Annotated in this window: 10 protein-coding genes and 4 pseudogenes; 5 read left to right on the forward strand and 9 right to left on the reverse strand. The window is 57.6% G+C overall.

The window, feature by feature from the left end:
* Positions 1-264 precede the first annotated feature (264 nt).
* On the forward strand, positions 265-2283 hold the full coding sequence (locus tag SIAM614_RS24635; protein ID WP_006938730.1) for a hypothetical protein: 2019 nt from the start codon (positions 265-267) through the stop codon (positions 2281-2283).
* 522 nt (positions 2284-2805) lie between these two features.
* Here the strand turns inward: SIAM614_RS24635 and SIAM614_RS33360 are convergent.
* Positions 2806-2925: a helix-turn-helix domain-containing protein gene (locus SIAM614_RS33360; protein WP_157140071.1), complete on the reverse strand. Its 120-nt coding sequence runs from the start codon at positions 2923-2925 to the stop codon at positions 2806-2808.
* Between the two features lie 137 nt (positions 2926-3062).
* On the opposite strand from SIAM614_RS33360, the gene SIAM614_RS24640 reads away from it, so the two are divergent.
* Entirely contained in the window at positions 3063-4427 is a 1365-nt protein-coding gene (locus SIAM614_RS24640) for a hypothetical protein (RefSeq protein ID WP_157140068.1), read from the forward strand.
* A 93-nt stretch (positions 4428-4520) separates the two neighbouring features.
* A pseudogene (locus SIAM614_RS24645) lies at positions 4521-4790 on the forward strand (DDE-type integrase/transposase/recombinase); the annotation flags it as partial.
* 287 nt (positions 4791-5077) lie between these two features.
* Here the strand turns inward: SIAM614_RS24645 and SIAM614_RS24650 are convergent.
* A complete protein-coding gene (locus SIAM614_RS24650; RefSeq protein WP_157140069.1) occupies positions 5078-8386 on the reverse strand; it encodes a hypothetical protein in 3309 nt (1102 codons plus the stop codon).
* A 743-nt stretch (positions 8387-9129) separates the two neighbouring features.
* Here SIAM614_RS24650 and SIAM614_RS24655 point away from each other — a divergent pair.
* Entirely contained in the window at positions 9130-9459 is a 330-nt protein-coding gene (locus tag SIAM614_RS24655; RefSeq protein ID WP_006938738.1) for a transposase, read from the forward strand.
* Positions 9443-10143: pseudogene (locus SIAM614_RS24660) on the forward strand (IS6 family transposase). The gene SIAM614_RS24655 and the pseudogene SIAM614_RS24660 overlap by 17 nt, the downstream one beginning before the upstream one ends.
* A 55-nt stretch (positions 10144-10198) precedes the next feature.
* Here SIAM614_RS24660 and SIAM614_RS33100 read toward each other — a convergent pair.
* From SIAM614_RS33100 to SIAM614_RS24690, 7 genes and pseudogenes are all read right to left on the reverse strand, one after another.
* A pseudogene (locus SIAM614_RS33100) lies at positions 10199-10351 on the reverse strand (acetylornithine deacetylase); the annotation flags it as partial.
* 630 nt (positions 10352-10981) lie between these two features.
* Positions 10982-12088: pseudogene (locus tag SIAM614_RS24670) on the reverse strand (erythromycin esterase family protein); the annotation flags it as partial.
* 12 nt (positions 12089-12100) lie between these two features.
* The gene (locus SIAM614_RS33465; RefSeq protein ID WP_198137393.1) at positions 12101-12370 is read right to left on the reverse strand and encodes a hypothetical protein; all 270 of its coding nucleotides are present in this window, start codon (positions 12368-12370) and stop codon (positions 12101-12103) included.
* A 257-nt stretch (positions 12371-12627) separates the two neighbouring features.
* Entirely contained in the window at positions 12628-13884 is a 1257-nt protein-coding gene (locus tag SIAM614_RS24675; RefSeq protein ID WP_006938748.1) for an IS701 family transposase, read from the reverse strand.
* 429 nt (positions 13885-14313) lie between these two features.
* The gene (locus SIAM614_RS24680) at positions 14314-15495 is read right to left on the reverse strand and encodes an IS91 family transposase (protein ID WP_006938755.1); all 1182 of its coding nucleotides are present in this window, start codon (positions 15493-15495) and stop codon (positions 14314-14316) included.
* 9 nt (positions 15496-15504) lie between these two features.
* Positions 15505-16368 (reverse strand): tyrosine-type recombinase/integrase, encoded by an 864-nt coding sequence (locus SIAM614_RS24685; protein WP_006938757.1) that lies wholly within the window; start codon positions 16366-16368, stop codon positions 15505-15507.
* Between the two features lie 301 nt (positions 16369-16669).
* A partial coding sequence (locus SIAM614_RS24690) for a helix-turn-helix domain-containing protein (protein ID WP_006938759.1) occupies positions 16670-17012 on the reverse strand: 343 nt, incomplete at its 5' end.

Raw genomic sequence — 17012 nt, forward strand, 5'->3', positions numbered from 1 at the left:
TCAGGCAATCAACTATTACCTGTGCCCACAGGATAATGCCTCTTCTAGCGCGGGGGGACTATGTCAAATGGGACACATCAGTGCGGACGACGTCCCTCGGGCGGCCCACATTCGGGCGGGCCTCATGATGCCTAAACCAGGGTAAGGGACGGCCGCAGTCAAAGCCAGAATTTATGCCACACGGCCGTCCTAAACAGCACTTCAGGATTTGGTGGCGCGTTCTAAATAAACCAGACTTAACTTTCAGTGCTCAGGATCTTTAAAATGGCCCCCCCTCATGAAATTGTTCCTCGCCAGCCTCTCCTGGCCGTTAACCCTGAGGAGGCTCAGCGCGACGGCGCGGACCACGGCGCCTTCGCCGGCAGAACCGTTAAATTGAGTGAAAATCAGTTTCAAAGGCTTCGCGAGGCGTTCGCCGGAGAGCTCCATGAGGACGTAAAAAAGGCTCTTTCGGGAATTTATGATCCCGGTAACGAAAAACGATCATTGGAGGCTATGGGGGTAACACTCCGGAATCTGAAAGATCTCGCGGTCCAGAAGAGTAAAGAAAAATCTCATCAAAATCGTTACAATATCAGCTCCCGCCATCTGGGTTCTCTAGATATTGAAAAGCTGGAAGAACTTGCAGAACTTTTACCAGGCGAAAGCCTCCAGGAGCTCGCTGCCTGCCTCTTGAATGAACCGGATTTGAATGTAAAAACCTTACGGGACTTGCGTGTTATCTTCCCGTCACTGTCGCCAGAAGACCTCTGCAATCTGACGCAGTTGCGCGACCGGGATGAATTGGCCAAGGCGGTAGGTGGCAGATTTGAAGGCAATCAAGATTTTATTAAGGGTAGATTTTGGGCCAAGGACGACACTTTAAAATTAGCGGCACTTGTACGCGCATTTAATTGTGTGGACTTGGGGGAAATCGCTGACATTTGTCAAGAGAAGTCCCCGGAAAACCATGATGATTTCATTGAGATTACTCTAACGTTCCCGGAAACACCTGTCGCGGACGTGCTTAAACAAGTGTCCGAGCCTAAATTCAAAGATGCCCAAGACTGCCGGTATATCGCTCTCGCTCTCAGCAACATCTGGCAAGATATAGACATCAATACTATAGTAGCTTTGGCGAGAACCGACGGCCTGAGCCCGCGTGCCGTCAAAGCTTTGCACGGATTGCTCCCTGGCGTGGAACCTGCCCAAATCATCGAATGGGCAGCAAACCCTCGCCTGAACGTGAAAACCGAATGGGCAGCAAATCCCGACCTGAACCCGGAAAACGTCAAGGCTTTGCGTGAGCTGTTTCCTGCCGCGAATCCCGTCGAGATCATCGAATGGGCGGCAATCCCCGGCCTGAACCTGAAAAACGCCATAGCTTTGCGTGAGCTGTTTCCTGACACGCATCCCGCCAACATCATCGAAGAAGCGGCAACCCCCGGCCTGAACCTGGAAAACGTCAAGGCTTTGCGTGAGCTGTTTCCTGCCGCGAATCCCGCCGAGATCATCGAATGGGCGGCAGTCCGCGGCCTGAACCTGGAAAACGTCAAGGTTTTGCGTGCGCTGTTTCCTGACTTGCATCCCGACGACTTCGTCAGACTGGGGGCACAACGCCACGACCTGAGTCAGGAAAAAGGCAGGGCCTTGAAAGAGATCTTTCCTGATGCATCTATTTACGCACTCATCGGCACGCTGGAAACGTACGGCAATTTGGGCCGGGACCTGGACCTGGACACATTATGGGACTTGAAAAAGTTCTTCCCTGACGCAAGTCTCGGAGACATATCCATTTGGATTTCTCCACTAAGCGGCGGAGCCGTGAAAATGGATACATTACGGGCCTTGAATAATATTTTCCCTGACGCAAGCCCGGAGGATGCCTTCAGAGCATTGAAAGGCCTAGGAGACCTGCCACTGGATGAATTACGGGGCTTAAAAGGAGTTTTCCCTGAAACGGGTATTCTGGCTCTCGTCGATGCGCGAATATTCTACGGTAAGCATGACTTGACTAGATTGAAGAAATTTCGAGATCTTGTCTCGCTGGATTATCGCAATCCAGAATATGTTACCAACATTTTTGGTGTGTCGAAATTAATCTCCGAGCAAAACTTGGAAGCTTTCCTGGCTCTGCAAAAGATCTTCTCTGATGCTAATATTTTGACGCTCGCCAAAATTGTCTCGAAAAACCCTAATCTTGACATGGAAAAAGCCAAAGATTTAAGAGACCAGAATCCTGGGTGCGATTTTGATACCCTGAGGTTATTGAACATTCTTGCAGACTGCTTGCAAGAGTCTTAGGGTTCGGACCCATAAATTTGGTGTGAATGGTTTGAGCGAATATGTCCGGATACAAGGCGCAAGGCCGCAGGCCGCCTTATGGCTTTCCAAGACTTGCAACGCAGTACCCGGACATATTCGCCAAATCCCTCCGGGACGCTCAGCTGGCTTTGAGAGGCAGCGCTGAGCGCCTTAACCGGGCACAAAACCCGCTTTTCGACACTCACTTTGCCGCTCTGTGCCAGTTGAAGCGCCATTCCCATCATATTTATGAGTCCGGACCCTGGGCCGCTTAATTCACGTGGATGCGCGTTTCGGGGTTCTGCCGCAAATATTTTGTCCTTGGCTCCCTATGGGAACCTTGTTGCAGAAATCCGGTTTACGCTGACCTGAACGGCGTTCTCTCGCTGTGACGTTTTCTGACGGCCGTTCAAATTCCACGCGCCGCGCCGTCACAAGTTGGCAATGCTGCCGGTATGATATTCGGCACGTCTCCTCCCTCGAGACCGTTCTGAAATGTGCCGCCGGAGACCGAGCCAGGTTTTATGCAACACAGTCCCGGTGAAGGCGTCTGGCAATCTCTGACTGGTCGAATTTCTCCTCGCACATCCGGGAAATCCTCCGGCGGTCTTCAAAACTTAAACGCGAAAAGTACGGCTCCAGTAATCCTCCCGAAAAACAGGGACGTTAGCACCTGTGTTGCCGTTCGGGATGGAATGTGCCCTGCACTAAAAGGTACACACACAATATCTGACTTCGAGTAATTTGTCCGCACAATTAACTGGTTAGGGAAATACACAGTGGGCACTGTTACCGCAACCGGCGCTACACGTAGCGTTAGTGAACTCCGGAAAATTTTTCAAAAAGAAGATTCCCCTCTGGTGGCAACGAAGAAAGAAGGGTTCCAAGGAAAAAGAACTATATATGGAAATCCTATGAAAGAATCCGCTGGACCAAGTGTGATTTCCCAAAAGGATATACATAAGGCACCTGGCGCTTCTAAAACAGAACAGCCTGCACGTGCAGGTTTCATCGCCGCCGAAGGTACAACGCGGGCGCGGTTTAGCGATCAGGAGTGTGGTTCCGAAGCCGCGAAACAGTTTGATCGCGATGCGGCACCCGGCAAGCCGAACCGCAACACGGTAACAGAGCTTCACCCCCGGAAAAAACGCGCAAGCTGTTCTAATTCGCTGTCCATCGTGGATAGTGATAGCGGAACGGAGCAGGTTGATCGGGCCAAGGATTTTGTTCCCAAGGTTATAAGCCTGCACCATAAAACACGGCCCGACCTGAATTGGAAGTATGGAACACTCGAGCAAAAAGCCGCGGCCGCCATCCTTGAGGTGCTATCGCTCGAAGGTGCGGAATCAGTGGGAGAGCTGGTTCAACGCCGCGAATTAGAAGCTCTGGATTCCGTAGAGAACCCGAACTCCTTCAACAAGGACGCTGACGCAGAGTCCTGGGTACTCAAAGAAATTGTTGACAGGATGCAGCAGAATGATGGCGCACGAACGACCTGGTTTTTTGATAAAAACACGCGGCCCGATGTCCGACGTGGCGTGGACAACCTCCAGCGGCAACCTGGCAAAGGCTGCCTGAAAAACGGCACTGGTCGCCGTGTTGAAGTAAAGTTTCTTGAAACTAAAAAAGACCTTAAAGAACACGATCGATTAATTGAAGCGCGCCTCAACGAAGCAGCGCGAAACGGGTATCTTTGCGCGGTTGGCGTCAACATACTTAGTAAACGTATTGTTCGAAAAAGAGTCGAGGAACGCGCAGCACGAAATCGCATAGACACCGCGCTCTTTTCCTACAATGGGACGGTTACACTTATTGATGAATATGAGAAGCTTATCGATAAGCACGTAGAGAATTGCGATTTAGTTTCTGCGATCAAATTTGCCAAACTGTCTCTTAAAGAAATGGCAAATGCAAGGCGGCAATATTTACGGATTGAGAGAATAAAAAAGGAATTTGAGTACATCGCGAACTTTGGAATGGATGAACAATTAGGATTCGAGCGATATCACATCGGTGGTAGTATCATGAAATTTAACGAAGTAAGTGAAAAAGACTTGGAAGCAGCTGAACAAAATAATACCAGATTAATCAAACAAGCGGATGATATTAGAGGTATTTTGGACGATCTGAAAAGTATGGAATAAAATAGATAAGCTATATCAATGGGTTATATTCAACCGTCTTTGTCGGGAAGATGGAGTGATCGAATGCCCTGGAATGACATCACTGCGCAGGCAGTTCAGGCCCTTGCTCCGGATGCCGATCATCGCGCTCACAAGGGACTGAACAACAGGATTGAGAATTCCCATCGCCCGACACGCAAGCGGGAGAAAATAATGGGCCGGTTCAAATCGCCCCGCCAAGCCCAGCGGTTTCTGTCTGCCCACGATCAGATCAACACGATCTTCCGGCCGCGCCGATACACCCTGTCGGCCGCCTCATACCGGCATGCAAGGGCAGATGCATTCGGCTTATGGCAGGACTACACCGGCGAGATGAACGCCTGAAATCCGTCCAAAACAGGGACAAAGGCGGGCCGGACAAAATAACTTGGCAATCCCTGCAGAGCCTTCGACACCCTGTCTTTCTGAGGCACTGTCGCAAAATTTTCAGCGTAGATTCACATTCTAACAAGTCTGCGCCAGCACCTCTATTTCCACGAAAAAAAGTCAAAAAATTGGAGGCATTCGGCCGGAATTTAGCTTCACCAATAGATTAGTAAAATAAAATTCAAATTTTCAAGACGACTCTAAAATTTGCGATAGAGCCCTCTCCAAAAACGTACAAGGTCGAGCTAAGAAGGTACAGGCAGGTAGGTGGCTGGTTGGCGATTTTCGGCAAGCCCCGTCCGGGCCACATAAAAAAGCGCGAAATTGACTGCTTTTGTCTTGGCGACATCTCGTTTCGGCACGATCATGATCGCTTCGGGCTTGTAACTTTTGGGATCTGTGCAAAGTCTGTCGACGAGCCCGCGTAGGTCCGCCGCCCGCTTTTCCTCGCGCTCGAGCAGCAGGATTTCGGCCTCCCATTGTTGTACCAACTCCAGGATCTCAGGTTTCAGTTTCTGCTCAACCAGAATGACGTCGTTGGTCCGGGCCTTGTGAAGCTCCGACTCCAGCGCTGTTCTAAAGTCTTCATCGGCCCGGACGCTGTCGAGAAACGGATCGATATCAATCGGCAAGCTGGTTTTCCTGAACACTTCCAGAGCCTCGATCGCATCCCTTCCGGTCAAGGGGACCGCAGCGATCCTGGAGCAATCCGTAAGGACGCCGTCGAAGCTGCGGACCTCCTTGCAACGCATCAGGCGGGTCGACCGGTTCGACTGAGACAGTGTCAAGCCGGTGGTCCCTATGCAGGGTTTCAGACCGTTGCTTTCTTCATCCGCTGCATGCTCCGCGACATTCTCCTTCGTAAGACTGGAATTCAGCAAGCCGGCCGTTGTCGTCAAAGAGAATTCTTTGAACGTCTTCCGTTTTTGCTCGGTAAAGTACCTCGACCGGTAGGTGGACACTGAACCGGAGGACTTCGTGCCGAGCCCTATTCCCGCGGAAACGACACTTACCTTCAACTCACCGACGCCAACTCCAAATTGTCCGCGAAGTTCGCCATCAAGTCGGGTAAGCTCCGTGTCTTGCGCAACGGTCTCAAATCCCTTGACATCATAGAGCCAGGTTTCCTGCGAAACGCCGCCTTCGGAGAACATTTCGATCAGAAATTTCTGCACATCCTCCACCGAGGCGAATTTGATGCAGACACCCCTGTTGCCTACATCCGCCCTGCCGGCTGAACCGCCCAGCTTGCCGACCTGGGCGTTTGCGGACATCCCGACAGTCATCGCTGACCCTTCACCCCCGAGGATCCGAACCTCGTATTGCTTCGCACCGCGCTTAATTTCGACGGTTTGAGCATAGGAGACGGACCTCGAGAAAGAAACGCCAAGCGCACCGAGCGCGGGCTTCAACAAGGACGCGACGAAACCGAACAAGCCCGGTGTCGTCCCGTTTGTGACGAGTGTTACGCTTGTTTTCTGCTGAATGGGAACGCTGCGGACACTCGACAAGAGTTCATCGAGCCACCGGTCCTTTTCAGCGAGGTTCAGTTTGCGCGCGACTTTGCCTCCCAAAAGGTCGTTAAGGTCGGACATCAACTCTTTCAGGAGCGCCGCATCATAGGTGGCATGCCGTTCACTGGCCGCGGCCGGTGCGTTCTTCTGCGCGACTCGTTCGGGAGCGCAAGTCAGATAGACATCGATCAGCGGTGCGAGATCTTCCTGAGCAAGGCCAAGTGAGTTGGCAATTCCTGCGTCCGCGATCTCTCGCCTGATATCGTCCGCATGTTCCAGCGCATCGAATGCGTTGACCCTCAGATAATTCGTATCAAGGGATTTGGACCTGGCACTCAGGATGGCGGCATGAATGCTCAGCTTCACGAGCAGATAATCGCGGCGACCCAAACGGGCCTCTATTCGCGCGAGAAGTTCGCGCGCGCCCGACGCAGCGTTGCCGGAATTACCGGACTCCTCCCCTTGGCGCGCCTGCAACCGGTCAAGAGCCTCATCGAGGCCCTCAAGGTCATTTTTCAACCCATTCAGGTTCCCGGACGTTCGCAGGTTTTGCCCGACGTTCGCGAGCGCCGCGCCGAGGCCGCGCTGAACAGCCCCGTCGGGGAACTGAAGGTTGTTGTTCGCCGAATATTCCCGCCCTGCAACCCACCGGAAAAAGACATCCTCAAATCTGGCCACTTTCTGCTCGTCGGTCTGGCCCGATATTTCGGAGACGACCCCTTTCATGAGCCTTGAACCGGACGCAGTCTTGCCCAAGTCCTTCACTCCGGAGTGGAAGCGGGCTGTCATCGGGCTGGATAGCCCCGCGGACGATCTGGCGAAAAGCACAGCGCGGGTGACGAAGCTGCAACTGTGCAGCACAGCGGCAACCGGGAAACACACCAGCGACAGAAAATGATCGAGAGGATCGCAGCGAACCATTGCGCTGCGCAGCCCTTTGATATTCCGTTTCGCCTGCCTGAGCTGATCCGTGCTGATCAGATCTGCTTCAAATAAATTCTGAATGACCTTGCCGACATCCAGGGACCCCGCATCCGACGCTCCCAGTTCTCTCAACGTGTCCAGATCGACGAACCTTCCGGCGACTTCGGCTGCGTTCGCGACCATCCCCCCCGAAATGCGATAAAGTGGGCCCGCATCCTCAACGACGACCGGTCTGCCGCCGTCCCAGCGGATGTCCAAGCGCCGCCTAGGCAGACCGCCTGCACGATCCAGGGTTTCTTCAGCGTGTTCTTGTGCCGACAGTACCGTTCCTTGCGCAGCTTCACTGGCGCCCACGGAGCTTGGGTGATTTGATGCTCGGGATCGCGTTTCCTCGATTTCACCGACAAGCTTCCTTGCGTTCAAGATGGAAATCGCCGCGTCCAACCGCTCAACCATGCATGGGCGAACGGCGCTTTTCACCGCAAGCGCCCGTTGCTCGTGCAGGTCTATTTCCTGCTCCCAAAGAGCAATTTGCGCCAACAGCAGATCCATTTCCCAGCACGGTTCGCGACGAGAACCGATATGCGCGAGCAATCGATGCGGTTGCGCCAGCAATTCGCCATGGGCAACGTGGGCAAGGCCGGGTTCGCAATCGTTTTCCTGGGAGGATCCTCCCTCGCCGCCCATTCGTAGCGCAAGTGCCTTTGCGAACAGGCAGTCCGCCTGCAGCTTGCCGATATGCCGATCCATGCCTCTGATTGCGAAAGCGCTTTCATAGAGACCGGCGATGGCATCCCGTCTTTCCGGAAGATACGCGAACACCTCGTCCGGAAGATAGCCGTGGGCGGCCCGTTGCAGCAGATCGCAAAACGTCCGGGCCTCGACCTCAAGCGCTTCCGCGTCAAGTGAACCTGCTGGTATCCGGCACACACCGGAATGACCAAGGCAAAAGAGTTGAAGCGTCTCCGCCGTCAACATGTCCTGTTCGAGCAGGATGAGAAGGATGCCCTGCAAATCAGCGCGCAGATCGACAAGTTGTGGCCGTTCGGCGAGCAGTTCTTCACAAAAAAGAACCGGAAACTCGACCGACAGCAAATCCTGCAGGTCCGCACTCACATCGCGACTCCCGTCGCGTGAGGCCTTTATCCGCTCGAAAATCTCTTTTCTGGCCCTCCTGCGCAATGTCGCGATCCTGATTGCGTCAGCCTCGGCAAGACGACCGGCTCCTGATACGGCTTCAATTGCCGTTGAAAATTCCATCTGCGGGGGCCGTTCACCGCCCTCCCTTGCCGAGTCCTTCGGCTCCGGCTGCTTGCCGTTGGTCTGGCGCACGCCCACCTGCTTGACCGCTTTGGCTGGTAGACAGGTCCGCCTCCCGGAACGACCGCTTTTGCGCTCTGCGCCACTTCCGCTTCTTTTGCGCGCAGAGCGCAAGGCTTCCAACCGTGTCCTGAAGACAAGGTCGTGTAGCGATCGAATTTTGCCGGAGGGCCCGTCGTAGTCCCTGGGCGACACAGTGGTGTCCTTGGCAACCATACCCACCAGCGCGACGGTTCGTCCGTTTGTCACGATGGGAGCGCTTGAAAATGCCTTCTGGAACAAAGATGCCTTAACGTCTGAAATTACCTTGGTCAGCCGCATACAACCAGAGCCTGTTTCCGAGTCGTTTTAGGTTCACGGCGCTTTCCCGCACCACGGAAAAACGACAGACGTTCGTCTACGCTTTCAACATGACACTTTGATAACAGGCTTCATCTAAATGATTGATTTTCCATAGGCTTGGTTTCAAACGGCCTTGTTGCATTAATCCGATTGTTCCCCTACCTGAACGGGGTTGTCTCACTTCTGAAGTTTTGTGAATGCCGTTCAAACACCACGCATCCCGCCGGCACAAGATTGCGAAGTCCAAGCATCGTGTGACGAACTGGGCGGAGCAAAATGAAAGCCTGCGCCGGCGCGGGGACGTCACTATCTGGGTTGATGAAAGCGTGGCGCATTTACTGGGGCGCGGGGCGCACACCGGCAAGCGTGGTCGGCCGGGGACATACTCCGATCTGGCGATCACGGCTTGTCTGGAGCTTCGGACCGTTTTCCATTTGGCCCTGCGGCAAACCCAAGGGTTCGTCCGCTCGCTGTTCCAGCGGGATTGCAAGTTGTTGACGGGGCTCAGCGCTGGTAGATCGCTGTGATGATTCAGAGTTCCGTTTTCCCAGGTCGATCATTTCCTATGCAGTTTGGGCCTATCATCGGTTTGCGTTGAGTACAGCGGATGTTGAAGATCTGCTGACGGAGCGGGGTATTGGTGTCAGCCGGGAAACGATCCGTAAATGGGTGAACCGGTTTGGCCAGCATTTTGCGCGCTGCATTCGCGGGGACCGGCCAAAGCCAAACAGCAAATGGCACCTTGATGAGGCGGTGATTGTCAATGGCGGAGTGAATTACTGGCTCTGGCGGGCGATTGACGGCGATGGAGAGGTGCTCGACATCCTGGTTCAGCCTCGCCGGAATGCAAAGGCGGCCAGACGGTTCTTCGGCGGGCTGGTGACGCAATTGGCGAGCCCAGGGTCGTGGTGACGGATAAGCGGCGCAGCTACACCAAGCCGGTTCAGGCCCTTGCTCCGGATGCCGATCATCGCGCTCACAAGGGACTGAACAACAGGATTGAGAATTCCCATCGCCCGACACGCAAACGGGAGAAGATTATGGGGCGGTTCAAATCGCCCCGCCAAGCGCAGCGGTTTCTGTCCGCCCACGATCAGATCAACACGGTCTTCCGGCCCCGTCGATACACTCTGTCGGCCGCCTCATACCGGCGTGCAAGGGCTGATGCATTCGGCTTATGGCAGGACTACACCGGCGAGATGAACGCCTGAAATCCGTCCAAAGCAGGACCCCTTGCTGGCCGAACAAAATAACTTGGCAATCCCGGTTGGACCGGTCGCCTTCCGGGCCGGGCAAGACCGATACCTCGGCCCCGGCCACCTGACAGAACTCGCGAATCCAATCGACGATCGCGCCGTTCGGCGTCCCGACAACAGAGGGAAATGCAATTAGCTTCGCGAGGATCTCTTCAGTGTTCATTGCGGGCCTTCTGCATGGTCTTTTCAGCGGACAGGATCAGATTATCCTCAGGCGGAAGCATTCCGTGCTGAATCGGAGACCGCTTCAGGCGAAGATTGCTAAATGTCGCCGCTTGGAGGTGAAACGTGCTGGCGTGGCGCAGAGAGACGCGGCAGGCGACATCTGCTTCAAGGGAGCGATGATCGGGCGTGTCGAGCTTAGGTGTCGGAGTCAGCGGGACATCCGGAGCATTTCAGCATAATTGGTCGTTTGTCCGCTTCGTTTGCTTGAAGCAGTCATTCCTATTACCAGTTTAAAAACTGGCGACGGGTGGGAACTCGGCGGACCCAGCAGAAGTGCAAATGATCGAGCTCTGAAGAATCCAAGGCAGCTGATATCGCTTGAGGCTGCGGCTGGAAAAGAATGAGCTCGAGGTGCTTTTCACGGAGAGCCCATTTCACGCAACGGTCCAACCGCGACACTTCCTTGGCCCCTGAGCGACTACCGCTTAGTCTAATTCTGCGCGTCTGGGGGGACACCGGGGTCCGTTCAACTTGGCGTTAAGGACGGACAAGAAATCCTTTTCAGCCTTTTGAACCATCCTCGAGGAAACGTCTGCGCCTGAAGCTGAAATGACACCGAAGTGCCACCTCACAGACCGAAGGGAAAGGTCTCCTCTTCGCCCGGCACCGGCTCCGCCGGCATCGGGACCACGGCTTGTGTGCGGTCGAACCACACGTAGCCGTCGTACTGTTCCGAGAGGATCGCATGGCTGTAGTGGCTCCACCGTTCGGTCTCGGGCCGGTAAATGACGCCGATATACCGCTCAAGCCGCGGCTCGGCCATCGCAGCGCGCAGCGCATCGTCGGTCCCGGGTCGAAGGTCGAGCAGGAAGCGGTCGCCTCCAGCGGCATGGCAAATGGCCTCGTGGCTGTCGGGGTGCGACGGGCGCACAGCCTTGATCTCCATCGGGCCGTCCCAGTCCGATGCACAGGCAACGCTGCCGGAATGGGTGCCGAAGCCGATCAGAGCGGCGCCCCGTCCCCATTCCTCTCGGCAGAGCTGGCCGATATTGAGCTCTCCCCGGTTCACGCCCATGTCGGTGAAGCGGGCGTCGCCGATATGGGAATTGTGCGCCCAGACGACGGCTCGCGCGTCGGGGCCAACATGGGTCATGATCTGTTTCAGGGTCTGGAACATGTGCCCGTCGCGCAGGTTCCAGCTATCGGCTGAGCCGTAATACATGACACGGTAATACCGCTCGGCGCCCGCTACGACTCGGGCGTTCTGGACGGCGTCGAAAAAGGTGTCGCCGTCGCGCCGCGCCTGCGACAGTTCCCGTGTCAGCAGATCGACCAGCACCCACGTGACCGGTTCCTCGCAAAGCGCGTGGCCGTGGGACAAGGCCTCGCGGCCATAGGCGGCGGGCTCGTTCGACCACGGCGCGAGACAGGCATAACGGCGGCGCGCCAGCCTGGACGCGGCAGGATCATGCGCGTCGAGATAGGTCAGAACTTCGGCGATCGAGTTGAACATGCTGTAGATGTCCAGCCCCTGGAACCGGACGCGCTTGTCCATGGGCAGGGTCGCGTTGTGCTTGCTGAGCCAGGCGATGAAATCGTCCACGTCCCGGTTGCGCCACATCCAGGTCGGGAAGCGGGAAAACGCCGAAACATTGCGGCGGCGCTCCGGCAACCCGCGCGCGCGGCGGTCGAGAACCGCGGCATCGGGCCAATCCGCTTCGACGGCGACAATGTTGAAACCGTGCTTCTAGATCAGCCTGCGAGTGATGGCCGCGCGGGCGCGGTAGAAGTCCGATGTTCCGTGCGACGTCTCACCCAGCAGAACCACGCGCGCCGCACCGTAACGGTCAAAAGCGGCTCCGAAGTCCGGACTGTCCGGATCGAGCAGTTCTTCGGCCGCGGTGCGGACTGTCTCCACCGGTGTCGAGGGCGCCTTTTTCCCGGTTGCCGACGGAACCAGTGGGGCCTCCGTCCGGGCAAGGTAATGTAGGAACCAGGCGCCGGCCATCTCGGTCACGGTTTCCAGTTCGCCTGGACCTTCAAAAAGGTGTCCCGCCCCCGGCACGATCCGAAGATGTTTTTCGCAGGTACCCTATTAGCCACTTCGGAGGTGCTAGGAAGTACCATCTGATACTCCCTTACCCAGATGGTAGTGTCGCAAATTTTGTCGAGGTCAGAGCGATGACTAGCACTACTTTGGCAGAAGTTCACTTGGGTGTGATGAGGCTACATCCGCAGTGTGGGCAATGGTCGGGCGGTGAGCGCGCCAGACGGTCAAGGATCGCCTGGCGCACTGCTGGCAAGGTGGGTTGGGGAGGCGGCCCGTGGCTTCTTTTTTTTCCGCCCCGCCTGAGCGAGCCTTCGGGATTGCAGGAAGGTGTAGGCCATCATCGACATCAAGGCGTGGCGGTGAAGTCCGGTCCAGGATCGTCCTTCGAAGTGATCGAGGCCCAGTTCTTCCTTGAGTTGCTGATGCTCTTGTTCGCAGACCCAGCGCGCCTTGATCGCGCCGGCGAGAGCCTTAATCGGGGTGTCGCCGGGCAGATTGGAGAGATCGTATTTGCGCTCGCCGTTCGAGCGATGCTCACCCACCAGCCAGGCCTCCTCACCCGGCATGTGTTGGGCTCCGGCAGAGCCGATCCGCTGAGGCGCACCATCGGCAAAGCGCGCGCGCATGGCCGCAAAGCGGGCCGTCAGCCGTCCCTTGGTTCCCTTGCGCCAACTGACCTGTCGCCACTTCGCGCCTTCGAGCATCGCGTGCGTGGCAATGGATTTGACGTTCGGCACATGCCGCACCCGTGGGCGGCCGCGTCCAGCGACCGGGAAGATCAGTTGCACATCGGCCGGATAGACCTTCTGGTGCCGGGGGATGCCCACCGCCCAGCAAAGGTTACGCGCACTCAGGGCCTGTCGGAACGGAGCGGACAGCCCGTAACCGGCATCGGCCAGCACACAGCCGAAGCGCACGCCGGCAGCGATGATACGATCGATCTCCTCGATCGCGATCTCGGGCTTGGTGCGATATTCCTGCAAAGGGACAGGCACGCCCGCCTTGTCCATGCGCGCGGTATCGCTCGTCCAGCTTTCCGGCAGGAACAACCGCAAGCTCAGCATGAGGGGAACTTCGCCCGAGGCCAGTGTCACCGATACCAGTGTCTGGCAGTTTGCATTCTTGCCCAACGCCGTGGCGTATTGGGGCGCAACGCCAACCGAAGCCTTGCCCTTCTTGGGCAGGGCGGTGTCGTCGATGATCAGCCAGGCTCCATCGCCACCGACCAATTCATCCGCCTGGCTCCACAAGGTCGCTTCCAGCGGGACGCTGTCCCACAGACCGGCCCCGATGAAATGATGAAGCCGGTCATAAGAGATCGTATCCGAACGGGCTGCCATGGGCTGGATGCTCTTGCAATCACCGGGCCCGATCAGACCAGCGATATAAGCCGGGCACATTCGACGCCGCGTCTTGTTGCCCAAGCCCTCCAGGTACGGCGCCAGCCACCGCTCAAGATCTGCCTGCCAGTCGTCGTCCATCGCCAGCCTCCGTCAAAGCTGGCTCCCCATGAATCACGCAATCACCCTCATGGGAATCTGGAGGGTTCAATCTGGAGGGTTCAGTGAGGTCTGCGGGCAAAACGGCAGTGTTGCGCAGCGGCGCGGGGCGGACCTCATTGAAGCCGGATTGAGCGAAGCCGCGGGCGAATTGGGTCTATGGGGATTGTGGCGGCTGCGTCGGTGTGGCGTGGTGCAAGCAAGGCCGCATGTGGGGATGCATCACACCGGAAAGCCGCTTAGCGGGGTCGATGCTTTCTGCGCACTGCCGAAGATCCGATCCTGTTTGGCAGCCGGCGGCCTCGCTGAAGGGCAGCAGAGGGCACGACTGGGTCGTTTGCCCGCAGGCAAGCGGGCCGGTTCTCGTGGAGGCCAGCCGCCTATAGGGGGCTCGTGATCTGCCATACGCACTCATGAGCTGTCGTTCCAGGCTGAGCGCGGGGGTGGCGCTTGCCCATGATGCCACACGGCGAGTGTGATCATCGGGCTGCCGCAACAGGGGCACGGGTGCGTGAGAGACGGCAGGTCCGTCACCGGCTCGGCACGGAAGGCAGTCTCCGGCGCCCGGACGGCGAGCAGCTGTCTGCACGACGCGAGCCGTGCGACGCGCCGGCCGTTGGCGAGGAACCCGTAGTGGCGGATGCGATGGAAGCCGTCCGGCAGGGTGTGCAAGAGGAAGCGCCGGATGAACTCGTCGGCCTTGAGCGTCATCAGCTTTGTCTTGCGGCCATGGCGGTAGTCGCGCCAACGGAACGTCACCTTGCCGTCGGCCAGGCTGACCAGGCGGGAATTGGCGATGGCGACGCGATGCGTGTAGCGGCCCAGATAAGCCAGCACCTGTTCTGGCCCGCCGAAGGGCGGCTTGGCATAGACGACCCAGTCGCGGCGACGCGCCGCGGCCAGGAGACGGGCAAAGGCAGCCGGGCCGGCCAAGTCGGCGATGCTGCCGAAGAATTGCAGCCCTCCGGCCTCGAAGGCGACGCGCAGCGCCTCCAGAAACAGCCGGCGGAACAGGCGCGACAACACCCGGACGGCCAGAAAGAAACCGGGGCGGCAAGAGATCCAGCGGCTGCCATCGGGTGACGGGCCGCCGCCCGGCACGATGCAATGGAGGTGCGGATGATAGGTCAGGGTCTGGCCCCAGCTATGGAGCACCGCGATGAGGCCGATCTCGGCGCCGAGATGTCTGGGATCGGCGGCGATCGTGCGCAGCGTCTCGGCGGCTGTCCTGAACAGGATGGTGTAGACGACCGCCTTGTTTTGGAAGGCAACCGCCGCGATCTCGGCGGGCAGCGTGAACACCACGTGGAAATAGGGCACCGGCAGGAGTTCGCTCGCACGCGCGGCCAGCCAGTCCCGCGCCACGGCAGTCTGGCACTTCGGGCAGTGCCGGTTGCGGCAGGAATTGTAGGCCACACGCACCGCTCCGCAGGCCCGGCACTCCTCGATATGGCCGCCGAGCGCGGCGGTGCGGCACAGCTCGATCGCGCTCATCACGCGCCGCTCAACGCGGCCCAGATGACCGTGATGGGCTTGCCGATAGGCTTCGCCATGACGGCGGAAGATATCCGCCACCTCCAGTCTCGCCGACATGGGACCGCGTCAGTTCGGCGGCACCACCTCGATGTTGAGCCGGTCAAGTGGGCTTTGCGTGCGCCGGGATGAGCTGCTGGAAACCTTGGTGTAGCGCGCCGTGCTCGACAGGTTGTTGTGACCAAGCAGAACCTGGATGATGCGGATGTCTGTGCCGTTCTCCAGCAAATGTGTTGCGAAGGAGTGCCTGAGCGTGTGCACCGTCACGCGCTTGTCGATGCCGGCGGCGGCCCGCGCCGAGCGGCAGGCGGCATGAAGAACCGTAATGCTGATCGGGCCGGATCCGTTGCGGCGGGGAAACAGCCAATCGGGAGGCCGCGCCAGCCGCCAGTAGGTCCGCAGGATATGCAGGAGCTGCGCGGACAGCATCACGTAGCGGTCCTTGCCGCCCTTGCCGTGGCGGATCCGGATGACACCGCGCTGGCTGTCGATGTCGGCCACCTTGAGCCCGACAACCTCGGAAACACGCAGACCCGCCGCATAGGCCGCGGTTAGTGCCGTGCGCGTCTTCAGGCTCGGTACGGCCTCGAGAAAGCGCACGACCTCGTCGGCAGAAAGCACTTCCGGCAGCTTGCGCGGCGCGCGCGCATAGGCAATGCGCTCCGGGATCTCGGCCTGGCCGAGCGTCACGCCGTAGAAGAACCGCAGCGCACAGACCGTCTGGTTCAGCGCCGGCCAGGAAATGCCGGTTGCCACCAGATGCACCTGAAAGGCACGGACATCCTCAAGACCGAGCCGATCCGGCGAACGGCCGAAATAGCGGCTGAACTTCGACACCGCATGCAGGTAAGATCGCTGCGTCGCCGGCGAGAGATTGCGGACCGTCATGTCCTCGATCATGCGGCGGCGCAAAGGGCTGATGGCTTTGCTCATCGGGGTGCTCCTGACTGAGTGGATAGGGCTTCAACAACCGCAATCCTCGCAGACAGGGCACCTTCTCCCAACTGCCACACCAAATGCCGCGTTAGCGGCTTCGTTCAATCCCAAAAATTACATTTCTGCCAAAGTAGTGCTAAGCATCTCGTGTCTGGTTGAAATATTTGAATTTGTAATGTGAAGGGTTGCCAAAGGTGACTTCGAATGTTGTTTTTGCAACCTGACAATATGGCGGAGTTTTTTATCCTCAGGAGTCCCAGCCACACTCCAGTATGGTCAACAACCTTTCAGTCACCTTTCACAGAATACCCCAGGCCCTGTATCGGTCGCGGCCGGTGAGTTCGCGCGGCAATGCCGGGCCGAGCTGACGGATCATGCGGTCGACGGCGGCAGCGGTGACGCCGAGGTCCTGACGGGCCATGGGTATGGTCACCAGCGGCCGGGACAGGAACATCTGCGCAAACTCCGGCAATCTGGAATGGCTTCGGCGCCCCCGGCAATGGCGTTCCAGCTGCTCCTGGGCGATGGACAACCGGTCCAGCTGATCCATGGTTTCCTGGGCGGCCCTTTCAAAACCGGACAGGAAGCCGGCGATGCGTGTCTGGAACGGGTCCTTGCGGCGCCAGCGGAAGGGTGATTTC

The sequence above is a fragment of the Roseibium aggregatum IAM 12614 genome (assembly GCF_000168975.1).
GTDB classification, from domain to species: domain Bacteria; phylum Pseudomonadota; class Alphaproteobacteria; order Rhizobiales; family Stappiaceae; genus Roseibium; species Roseibium aggregatum.

Coding starts and splice junctions, on each gene's coding strand:
- SIAM614_RS24635 (WP_006938730.1), top strand. CDS start 265: ATGGCCCCCCCTCATGAAATTGTTCCTCGCCAGCCTCTCCTGGCCGTT.
- SIAM614_RS24655 (WP_006938738.1), top strand. CDS start 9,130: ATGCCGTTCAAACACCACGCATCCCGCCGGCACAAGATTGCGAAGTCC.
- SIAM614_RS24680 (WP_006938755.1), bottom strand. CDS start 15,495: ATGTCGGCGAGACTGGAGGTGGCGGATATCTTCCGCCGTCATGGCGAA.
- SIAM614_RS24675 (WP_006938748.1), bottom strand. CDS start 13,884: ATGGACGACGACTGGCAGGCAGATCTTGAGCGGTGGCTGGCGCCGTAC.
- SIAM614_RS24685 (WP_006938757.1), bottom strand. CDS start 16,368: ATGAGCAAAGCCATCAGCCCTTTGCGCCGCCGCATGATCGAGGACATG.